This is a genomic window from Synechococcus sp. R6-7, from assembly GCF_047461695.1.
GTDB lineage: Bacteria > Cyanobacteriota > Cyanobacteriia > Thermostichales > Thermostichaceae > Thermostichus.
In genome coordinates, this window is the sequence record NZ_JANSHS010000338.1 from 1 (window position 1) to 2,984 (window position 2,984).

Genomic DNA, 2,984 nt, shown 5'->3' on the forward strand with positions numbered 1-2,984 from the left:
TTTTTGCCACCGATCCGGCTCCGGCCCGCTCTTGCGTGCAGGTGGCTCGCCTGCCCCTCAATGCCCGAGTAGAAATCGAGGTTGTGGCCTGCTACCCACAATCGACCTAAATGTCTCCTGAGTCCGGCTAGCGGAATGGTTTCTGGGTCGGCGCGGATCCCGGCAAATCGGGAACTGGATCGTAGCCCCCTGGGTGCCAGGGATGACAGCGACAGAGGCGACGGAGCCCCAGCCAACCCCCACGTAGGGCACCGTAGCGCCGCACCGCTTCCAAGGTGTACTGGGAGCAGGTGGGGTAGTAGCGACAAGCAGGCGGCAGCCAAGGAGAAATACCCACCTGGTAACCCCGGATCAGGGCAATCAAGCTGCGAGTGAGGGGATCCGATCGTTCAGGCATGGGTCGGAGTCCAAAAAGCGCATCTCTAGGTAACTTGAGGTTAGCTGTTATCCCAGACTGGAGGCGCCTGCAAGGGCGAGCAGGGCCGGTTCCCAGCCCCAGACCATACGGTTACAATCAGAAAGGTTAGCACCTAAATATTTCGGGCTGAGGGATCCGGCGAAGGTGGGCTTATCCTAGGGCGCGGTTCTGGGAGAACGCTTTGAGTTCCATTTTGCATAAGGAGTTGGCGTGAGGGTATTCGGGCAGCTGCAGCCGGCACAGCGGCGCAACTTGGGCATTTTGTTTGTGGCTGGGCTGCTCTTTTGGGCCAGTTTATCCTCGCTGCTGCCCACGTTGCCTCTCTACGTCAGAGATGCCGGTGGCACCAGCCAGCAAGTGGGCTGGGTAATGGGGGCCTTTTCGATTGGGTTGCTGGCCTTTCGCCCTGCGTTGGGTCGCCTGGCGGATGGCCACAGCCGGCAGATCGTGCTGCTTATCGGCATGGGGGTGGTGGGGATGGCCCCCATAGGATACTGGCTCTCCGATTGGATCCCATGGGTAGCGCTGGTGCGAGCCTTTCATGGGGTTAGCATCGCCGCTTTTGCCACGGCCTATGTGACTTTGGTGGTGGATTTTGCCCCAGAAGAAAAACGGGGTGAGATCCTGGGCTACATGAGTTTGGTCAATCCGATCGGCGCAGCCATTGGCCCTGCTTTGGGCGGCTTTTTGCAGGAGTTTGCCGGCTATGGCCCTTCGTTTCTCTTCTCTGCTCTGCTGGGGTTGGTGGGCTTTCTTTGTACCCAACTGGTTCGAGAACAGCGGCGTGAGCATTGGGGATCCCTGCCGATGGATGGGGCCTTCTGGAGCTTTCTGGGCAGCCCGAAGGTGCGCTCCCTCGCTTGGGTGATGTTTTTGGTGGGGTTGGCCTTCGGCACCCAGACCACCTTTGTGGCCTTGTTAATCCAAGAAGCCGGAGCTCCCCTGAATCCAGGTCTTTTTTATACGGCAGTGGCCTTTGCCAGCTTTGGAGTGCGCCTGCTCACCGGTCGCGCTTCCGATCGCTATGGGCGGGGGCCGTTTATCTCCCTCAGCTTGGCCACCTATGCCTTGGCAATGGGGATCCTGATTGTTGCCAATAGCAGCGGCGCTTTTCTGGCTGCTGGGGTCGCGGTAGGCTGCGGTTTTGGTACTTTGATCCCTCTCATTTCTGCCCTCGTGGCCGATCGCTCGGAGCCGGCGGAGCGGGGTCGCCTGTTTAGCTTGGTGATGTGCGGGTTTGATTTGGGCATTGGCCTGGCGGGGCCCCTTTTGGGCACCTTAGCAGCGGGATCCGGCTATCGAGCCATGTTTGGCTATGCGGCTCTTCTTTCCTTGGCTTCCTTGGGTTCTTTTCTCTTCTTCTCCAATGGGCGACCGGGGGACTCGCTGCGCTTTGCCTTGGGCCTGGGGCCGGACAGCCTTTCGGGTTGTCTGGAGGACAGCCGCAACCCGACCTCCTGGAGCCACCGGGTCAGCCCGCTCCCCCGGAGACGGGATCCCGTTCATAGATAGTCTCATATCTCTATCAGATCCCCCCTGCTCCACACCTGATCCACACCTGAATTGAGACTCAAGCCCTCTGCAGTTTCTACAGACAAACCGGCCCATTTCTGGAAACTCGCCCCATCCTAAGTTGGAGTTGGTGTACAAAAAGCAACTCTGGGCACGGGCTATGGAAGCGCGGCATTGGCTGGCCCTGATGGGATCCCTGGTGGTCAGTGCCTTCTGGGGATGGGTGGAGTCTGTCTGGGGGGTGACAGTGCGAGTGCAATTGGCCGATACCACTGCCCCTCTGGTGGTGGGAGTTTCTCTCCCTGCCCAACTGATCAACGGTCGGGGAGAGGTGCTGGCAGATCTGCCCCCTATGCAGGGGTTTTTGGCTCAGCCCGGCCCTCGAGGGGTGCGTCTGCATGGGGTGGTTGACCCGGTGCTGTTCATCGAACCTCAGGAGGGTGGCCTGGTGGCAGTGAATGGCCGCTGGTACTCCGGCAAGGTGCTCTTGACTGGCTACAACATGGTGATGGCCATCAACTACGTGGATCTAGAAGACTATGTGGCCAGTGTGGTGGATGCAGAAATGGGATCCCGGTTCTTCCCAGAAGCCCTGAAGGCGCAAGCGGTGGCAGCCCGCAGCTACGTTCTTTACCATCGCAATTCCCGCGGTTGGTTTGATGTGTTTAGCGATACTCGCTCCCAGGTGTACCGAGGGCTTTCCCAGCGGTCGGCAGCCGCCCTGGAAGCAACACAAGCCACCCGTGGTGTGGTCATGGTGTATGGGGGTCAGTTTGTCAATGCCATGTACAGCGCCAGCAGCGGCGGCCAAACCGTCGGGGTGAGTGGGATCCCTTATTTGATGAGCTTACCGGATGTCAGCCCCTATCCCAAGTTTGGGCATGGCATTGGCATGAGCCAGTGGGGCGCCCAAGAACTGGCCCGCCGAGGCTGGACTTACCGCCAAATTTTGGCCTACTACTACCGAGGGGTCAGCTTTGCTCGTTTGCCAGAGTGAGACCTTCAGTGCCCTGATTTGCTCTGTCTGATACATTTACGCTGAACATTGCTGAAC

Annotated in this window: 4 protein-coding genes; 3 read left to right on the forward strand and 1 reads right to left on the reverse strand. The window is 59.2% G+C overall.

All coding sequences use genetic code 11. The annotated features are described in order from the left end of the window. The coding region (locus tag NW815_RS10205; RefSeq protein ID WP_414415976.1) for a Rid family hydrolase at positions 1-110 on the forward strand (110 nt) is incomplete at its 5' end. Positions 111-127: 17 nt separating this feature from the next. Here the strand turns inward: NW815_RS10205 and yidD are convergent. Next, positions 128-397, reverse strand: a complete 270-nt coding sequence (gene yidD, locus NW815_RS10210; RefSeq protein ID WP_414344078.1) for a membrane protein insertion efficiency factor YidD — start codon at positions 395-397, stop codon at positions 128-130. Positions 398-628: 231 nt separating this feature from the next. Between yidD and NW815_RS10215 the strand changes: the two genes are divergently transcribed. After that, positions 629-1,930, forward strand: a complete 1,302-nt coding sequence (locus tag NW815_RS10215; RefSeq protein ID WP_414390419.1) for an MFS transporter — start codon at positions 629-631, stop codon at positions 1,928-1,930. 130 nt (positions 1,931-2,060) lie between these two features. Beyond that, positions 2,061-2,927: a SpoIID/LytB domain-containing protein gene (locus tag NW815_RS10220; RefSeq protein ID WP_414390421.1), complete on the forward strand. Its 867-nt coding sequence runs from the start codon at positions 2,061-2,063 to the stop codon at positions 2,925-2,927. Positions 2,928-2,984: the final 57 nt, after the last annotated feature.